Annotated in this window: 1 protein-coding gene and 1 pseudogene; one reads left to right on the top strand and one right to left on the bottom strand. The window is 72.5% G+C overall.

What is annotated here, in order from left to right; genetic code table 11:
* Nucleotides 1-60 precede the first annotated feature (60 nt).
* Nucleotides 61-765, top strand: a complete 705-nt coding sequence (locus P0084_RS18505) for a FadR/GntR family transcriptional regulator (protein WP_308918372.1) — start codon at nucleotides 61-63, stop codon at nucleotides 763-765.
* A gap of 30 nt (nucleotides 766-795) precedes the next feature.
* On the opposite strand, the pseudogene P0084_RS18500 reads toward P0084_RS18505, so the two are convergent.
* Nucleotides 796-1033: pseudogene (locus P0084_RS18500) on the bottom strand (aldolase); the annotation flags it as partial.

Below are 1033 nucleotides of genomic sequence, written 5' to 3'. Positions count from 1 at the left end.
GGGATTTCGGCCTCCACGGGGTCTGTTAGGCTGTCTTTGGTCTGACCAGGAAGCACGGCCATGATCGACGATACCGGCATCGCGGGGGAGGTCCGCCTCTACCGTCAGGTCGCCGATCGCGTCGCCGCAATGATCGACGGCGCCGACCTGCGTCCCGGCCACCGCCTGCCCCCCGAACGCGAACTGGCGACGCGGCTGGGCGTCGCCCGCTCGACCCTGCGCGAGGCCATGATCGCACTCGAGATCGCGGGCCGCGTCGCGATCCGCACCGGGTCGGGCATCTACGTCGCGGACCGGACGTCCGCCGCGTCCGCCGACCTGGGCGCGGGCCCGCTCGAGCTGCTCGACGCGCGCGAGCTGATCGAGGGGGAAACGGCGATGCGCGCCGCCCTGTCGATCGACGCCGCGGGCCTGATCGCGGTGGAGGCGACGGTCGACGCGATGGCCCGGGCCGATCACCGCGCGACCCATCGCGACGCCGACCGCGCCTTCCACCTGGCATTGGCGCAGGCCACGCGCATCGGACCGCTCGTGCGGATCGTGGACGACCTGTGGTCGCAGATGTTCAGCCCCCTGTTCGAACGGATGGGCGCGCTGACGGGCCTGTTCGGCGATCCGCAGGACAACGCCCTCGTCCATCACCGGGCCATCCTGGACGCCCTGGCCCGCCGCGACGGCGCCCTGGCCCGCGAACGCATGCAGTCCCATCTGGTCGACGTCAGGCGCGTCCTGCTGCGCAACCCGGTGAAGGGGGACGGCGGCTGACGGGTCGGGCGCATCGCCGCACGGCGCGCCCTACATCGCGTGCAGCGCGTCGGCCTCCGCGTTGGCGCCCTTCAGCATGAAGGCATGCTCGGAGGCCACGAAGAACATCGTCACGCCCAGGTCGCGCAGGCGCGGCCCGGCCTCCGCGCCACCCGCGAAGGTCATGAACGCCCGCCCGTGATCGGCGGCCGCCTTGCCGGTGGCGCGGATGGCGTCCTGGACCTTCGGGTCCGCCATGTCGGTGGTGCCATAGCAGACGGCCAGGTCG

The organism is Jannaschia maritima (assembly GCF_030973515.1).
Lineage (GTDB): Bacteria > Pseudomonadota > Alphaproteobacteria > Rhodobacterales > Rhodobacteraceae > Jannaschia > Jannaschia maritima.
Note: the sequence above shows the minus strand (reverse complement) of the source record. Positions and strands in the feature narration are given on the sequence as shown.

Excerpts from the sequence above, each read along its gene's own strand:
- P0084_RS18505 (WP_308918372.1), top strand. The coding sequence starts at position 61 with ATGATCGACGATACCGGCATCGCGGGGGAGGTCCGCCTCTACCGTCAG.